Raw genomic sequence first — 6,305 nt, forward strand, 5'->3', positions numbered from 1 at the left:
TATTATTTACCTACGAGTATTACTTAAACTAATATGACAATGAAAAGAAATATTTATTCATTATTGGCACTGATTAGTATTCTAACCAGCTGTAAGCAAGAACAAAAAGAGGTGACTTATAAATCTATAGAAATACCCTTAGCTAAAAAGGTTACTAAAGAATTAACGATTCACAACGATACAAGAACAGACGATTATTTCTGGATGAGATTAAGTGATGAACAAAAAAACGCAGAGACTCCAGATGCGCAAACACAAGATGTATTAGATTATTTAGGTGCTGAAAATGAGTATTTAAATAAAGCTATGAATCACACAAAAGAGCTACAAACTAAACTGTATGATGAGATTGTTGGCCGTATTAAAAAAGACGATCAATCTGTACCAGTAAAATCTAACGGTTACTTTTACTATACACGTTATGAAGTAGGTGATGACTATGCCTTATACTGCAGAAAAAAAGTTGATGAAAATAGCAAAGAGGAAATTATTTTTAACGGTCCTGAGATGGCCAAAGGTTTTGCATACTATGGCATTGGTAATCGTACTATAAGCGAAGATAATAAGTTAATGGCTTTTGCAGTAGATACTGTTTCTAGAAGACGTTACTCTATTCAGTTCAAAAATTTAGAAACTGGAGAATTATTATCAGATAATTTAAGCAATACAAGTGGAAGTGCAACCTGGGCAAATGATAATAAAACTGTTTTTTACACAACTAAAGATCCAGCAACATTAAGAGCTAACAAAATTTATAAGCATGTTTTAGGCACAGACCAATCTGATGATGTTTTAGTTTTTCATGAAACAGATGAAACTTTTAATATTGGTGTTAGAAAATCAAAATCTAAAGCTTTTTTAGCTATTTACAGTTCACAAACGTTGTCTACAGAATTTAGAGTTTTAGATGCTAACAATCCAAATGGAGAATGGAAAATAATACAGCCACGAGAAAAAAACCTAGAATATAGTGTAGATCATTATGGTGATTATTTTTATATAAGAACCAATCTAGATGCTAAAAATTTCCGTTTAGTAAAAACCCCTATTAATGCAACTTCAAAAGAGAATTGGGTTGATGTTATTCCTCATAGAGACGGAGTATATTTGCAAGGTTTCGATCTTTTTAGTAACCACTTAGTAGTTCAGGAACGTGAAAATGGACTAAGAGGCATCCGTATTATTAATTGGAGTGGAGGGGAACATCAAATGACATTTAATGATCCTGCGTATTTGGCATATACTACTTCAAATTTAGATTTTAACACTGATACCTTACGTTATGGTTATACGTCGCTAACAACACCAAGTAGTACTTATGATTACAACATGAATACCAAAGAACAACTATTGTTAAAACAAGAAGAAGTACTAGGTGCTAATTTTTCATCAGATAACTATGTATCTAAACGTTTATATGCAACAGCTAGAGATGGCGCAAAAGTTCCTATTTCTTTAGTTTATAAAAAGGGAATGATTAAAAATAGTAGCACACCAATGTTATTATATTCATATGGTTCTTACGGAAGTAGTTCAGAACCTACGTTTAAGTCTGATAGGTTAAGTTTACTAGATAGAGGTTTTATATACGCTATTGCTCACATTCGTGGTGGACAAGAAATGGGTAGAGATTGGTACGAAGATGGGAAACTTCTTAAAAAGAAAAATACATTTACAGATTTTATAGATTGTGCTGAGTATTTGGTTAACGATGGTTTCACAAGTAGCGATCATTTATATGCGCTTGGCGGAAGTGCAGGTGGTTTGTTAATGGGAGCCATTGTAAATATGAAACCAGAATTATGGAATGGTGTTGTAGCAGCTGTACCATTTGTAGATGTAATATCTACGATGTTAGATGAAACCATTCCTTTGACGACTTTTGAATTTGATGAATGGGGTAATCCTAAAGATAAAACCTATTACGATTATATGAAGTCTTATTCGCCTTACGATAATGTAGAAGCTAAAGATTATCCAAATATTTTGATTACTACAGGGTATTGGGATAGTCAAGTACAATATTGGGAGCCAGCAAAATGGATAGCAAAGTTAAGAGCACTAAAAACAGATGACAATTTATTAATTATGGATTGTAATATGGAAACTGGTCATGGTGGTGCTTCAGGCCGTTTTGAACGCTATAAGAATACTGCACTCTACTATGCGTTTATGTTAGATTTGGAAAATATTTCAGAGTAAAAAAGGATTAGAATCAAAAAAGCCAGTAAATATTTATTTACTGGCTTTTTTGATTCTTAAATATAATTTCTATGTCAGATATAGTATATAAGTAGTTGAAAAATCAATTCAAAGTTTTTGCCACAGCCTCAACTTCATCCAAAACTCTTAATAAATTCCCACTCCAAAGTTGTTCTATTTGTGCTTCAGTGTAACCACGTTTTACTAATTCTAAGGTAACATTAAAGGTTTCTGAAGCATCAGACCAACCAGCAATTCCTCCACCACCATCAAAATCACTACTAATACCGACATGGTCTATACCCATTTTTTCAACTAAGTAATCAATATGGTTGACAAAGTCAGAAACATCTACAGCAGGCGGTAAGTCTTTTAGTGTTGCCAATTTATTTTTCCGAATAGGCACCATAGTTCCTAAATGACCGTAATAGGTGTTTCGTTCATCGGCTGTCATTAATTTCTGAGCATCGCGTTCTGCCCATTGTACACCCATTGAGTCTAAAATTTGCTTTGCAATTTCAACTTCAATTCCTACTCGTTTTTCGAATTTTTCAGTATTTAAATACGATGTGAATGCAACGGTCTGTACAACGCCTCCGTTTTCTTTTAACCAAACTAATTGCTCATCATCTAAATTTCTGCTGTGATTACAAAGCGCTCTGGCAGAAGAGTGCGATGCTATTATTGGTGCTTTACTCAATGCTATCATTTGTCGCATAGATTCTTTTGAAGGATGTGAGACATCGATCATCATCCCTACACGATTCATTTCTGTCACTACTTGTTTTCCTAAATCACTCAATCCGTTATGCAACCAAATGTTATCGCTTTCGCCAGTATTGCTATCGCAAAGTTGACTGTGGCCATTGTGTGATAAGGACATATAACGTGCGCCACGTTTATAGAATTTTTCTACATTACTAATATCTAAACCTACAGGATAACCATTTTCTATACCTATCATAGCTACCTTTTTTCCTTTGGCATCAATACGCCTAACATCATCTGATGTTAAAGCTAGCTCAATATCATTTGGTGCAATATCTTCTACTAATTTATGTATCGCACTAAATTTAGACATCGCATTTTTATAGGCATTTTCGTATCCGGAGTCCGTTAGTGAGTCTTGACCAGTATAAACAATGAACCAAGCAACATCTAGTCCACCTTCTTTCATTTTAGGTAATGTGATTTGTGTATCTAAATCTTGCGTGTAGTTTAGCTCATCTGTAAAGTTTTTTACATTGATATCGCAATGCGTATCTAAAGTAATAACACGCTCATGTATTGCTTTTGCATCAGCTAATAATTTATCTTCTTTAGATATTTCTGATTTACAGCTCATAATTAATACTAAAAAGATTAATAAGTTTATAAAGTTTTTATTACACATAATAATTTAGTTTCTTAAATGTAAATAGATTTTTAGTGTTATCAAAATGTTGAAAATTCTATTAGAGGTTGAATCGTATCTTGCCGATTTAATACGCGTTTAGTCGATTGTTAAGAAATAGTTAAATCTATAATATGGCAATCTCATTTAAAGTATTATTTTTAAACCATATCATTAAAAAAAAAATCCTTATGAAATTAAAATTACTTTATGTATTGGCATTGTTTACGACATTGTCATTTGCACAGCAAATACCAGATGATATTAAACCACCAAGCTGGTCATTAGAAAACTTAGAGGCTATAAGACCTCATAAACTATCATCTTTTGATGTTAAATCATTAATGGATGAAGATTTAATAAATGATAAGGATAAGTCTAAGCCTTGGCGTTTTGGTCACGAAATATATGTTGACCATAGTGCTAATGATGTAGGTGAATGGACAACATTACCAAACGGAGATCGTATTTGGAGAATGACTTATAAATCTGAAGGAGCACATACATTAAACTTTATGTTTGATATTTTTTGGATCCCAGAAGGAGCTACGCTTTATGTTTATAATAATGAGAAAAATGATTTAATAAGACCTTTTACACATCATAACAACAACCCTGAAGAAATTTTAGGAACATGGTTCGTTAAAGGTGACCAAGCTTGGATTGAATATTATCAACCAGCTAATGTAAGAGGCGAAGCTAAATTAACAGTAGGTTCTGTTGTACATGGTTATCGTACTGCAGAAACATATCAAAAAGCATTGAATGATTCAGGGTCTTGTAACCAAGATGTGGATTGTGATATAGCACCAACAACAGACCCTTTTGATATAAATACAAGAAAAGAAGAAGTTAAAAAAGCTGTAGCAATGTTGCTAACAAGTGGTGGTCTATGTACTGGAAGTTTAGTCAATAACACTAACAATGACGGTACACCATATTTTTTAACTGCCAATCATTGTGGTGGTGGTGAAGGTGCATGGGCGTTTAGATTTAATTGGAGAAGCCCTAACCCTTCTTGTGGAACAACGACCAATAGTACGAATGGTTCTTTTAATCAAACCGTAAGTGGTTCTATTAGAAGAGCTGCCAGTTCAGAGTCTGATATGAAACTTGTAGAAATTACGGATACAAGTTTTTTTAATAATAATCCGGATGTCGTTTGGTCTGGTTGGAATAGATCTACGACACAAACACCACAAATTAATTTTGGAGTACACCACCCAAGTGGTGACATACAAAAAGCATGTAGAGATGATGGTGGTGCTTTTCGTAATGTTACAAGTTTTAACGGTAACCCAACTACAGAGATGTGGAGAATAAATGATTGGGATTTAGGGGTTACTGAAGGTGGTTCTTCTGGATCTGGTCTTTTCAATGAAGATGGTCATTTAATTGGTATGTTATCTGGTGGTAGTGCCCAATGTGTTGGTACTAACGACAATGGAGGATTTGATGTTTATGGCCGTTTTGGTGTTGGTTGGGACTTCGGAACGACTGCAGCTTCTAGATTAAGAGATTGGTTAGATCCAGGTAATACAGGTGTAACGACTTTAGATATATTTCCATTATTACAACAATTTGAAGTAGATGCTACTGTAAGTGCAGGTGCTAGTAACGAAGATTTGATTTGTAATGACGATTTTACACCACAAGTCACATTAATTAATCGTGGTCTTTTAACATTAACATCGGCTGATGTATCTTATAGTATAGATTCTGAGCCTGATACTGTAATAAACTTTACGGGTTCTTTATTATCTGATGAAGATGTCGTTTTAGCTTCACCAGTTTATAGTAACTTGAGTCCAGGATCGCATACATTTACTGTATCTGTAACAAACCCTAATGCTACAACAGATGAAAATACAGTAAATGATGTTTTTGCTTTTACTTTTACAGTTTCACCTGAGTTTTCTACGAATGAGGTAATTTTAAATCTTACAACAGATAATTTTGGTAATGAAGTTACATGGCAACTAAGTAATAGTGGAGGTACTGTTGTTGCTAGTGGGCCAACAATTGCTTATGCTAACGCAACAGCATTTCAAGAAACGATTACAATACCAGCTTTTGATGATTGTTATACATTTAGTATGTTAGATTCTTTTGGTGATGGTATATGCTGTACTCAAGGAAATGGAACTTACAATTTGCAAGACGATAGTGGGAATGTAATAATAACTGGTGGTGATTATGGTAGTGGTGAATCTGTTACATTCAAAGCACAAGATCCTCTAAGTGTAGATGAGTTTGGTTTAGAGCGCTTAATTAATCTATATCCAAACCCAGTAAATGATAATTTAAACGTTGTTCTTTCTAATATAGGTCAAGACGTTAGTTATACAATTTATAATACATTAGGTCAGAAAGTATCTAGTGGTAACTTAAGTTCTAACAGTGAGTATGTTATTAACATGACTCAACAAGAAAGTGGGATTTATTTTATTAAACTAAGTACACAATCTAATAGTATAACAAAGAAAGTTGTAAAGAAATAAGATTTCATTTCAATAAATAAAAAAGTCAGTTACAAATTAATGTAACTGACTTTTTTTGTTTTTAATAAGATAAAAGAGTTCTTATTATTTTATTGTTTCTAAGTCGTCATCTAAGCTATTAGATGTATCCATAATTTTAGATAAGGTTCTCATAATTGTTTGATTTTTGATTGATTGATTGATTGATTGATTGATGAATCACGTTAATT

The 6,305-nt window shown here is 33.1% G+C and carries 3 protein-coding genes; 2 read left to right on the forward strand and 1 reads right to left on the reverse strand.

All coding sequences use genetic code 11. The features are described from left to right. Positions 1–39 precede the first annotated feature (39 nt). Positions 40–2,202, forward strand: coding sequence for a S9 family peptidase (locus tag B2U95_RS11495; protein WP_296316588.1), 2,163 nt, complete (start codon positions 40–42; stop codon positions 2,200–2,202). Between the two features lie 103 nt (positions 2,203–2,305). Here B2U95_RS11495 and B2U95_RS11500 read toward each other — a convergent pair whose 3' ends face one another. Next, positions 2,306–3,547 carry a dipeptidase gene (locus B2U95_RS11500; protein ID WP_296316591.1) on the reverse strand — a complete coding sequence of 414 codons (1,242 nt, stop codon included), beginning with the start codon at positions 3,545–3,547 and terminating at the stop codon, positions 2,306–2,308. Positions 3,548–3,786: 239 nt separating this feature from the next. Here B2U95_RS11500 and B2U95_RS11505 point away from each other — a divergent pair, with 239 nt between their 5' ends. Next, positions 3,787–6,096, forward strand: a complete 2,310-nt coding sequence (locus B2U95_RS11505) for a T9SS type A sorting domain-containing protein (RefSeq protein WP_296316594.1) — start codon at positions 3,787–3,789, stop codon at positions 6,094–6,096. Positions 6,097–6,305: the final 209 nt, after the last annotated feature.

Source organism: Winogradskyella sp. UBA3174, assembly GCF_002364335.1.
GTDB lineage: Bacteria > Bacteroidota > Bacteroidia > Flavobacteriales > Flavobacteriaceae > Winogradskyella.

Bases quoted from the DNA above. Each gene is read 5' to 3' on its own strand.
- B2U95_RS11495 (WP_296316588.1), top strand. From the start codon at position 40: ATGAAAAGAAATATTTATTCATTATTGGCACTGATTAGTATTCTAACC.
- B2U95_RS11500 (WP_296316591.1), bottom strand. From the start codon at position 3,547: ATGAGCTGTAAATCAGAAATATCTAAAGAAGATAAATTATTAGCTGAT.
- B2U95_RS11505 (WP_296316594.1), top strand. From the start codon at position 3,787: ATGAAATTAAAATTACTTTATGTATTGGCATTGTTTACGACATTGTCA.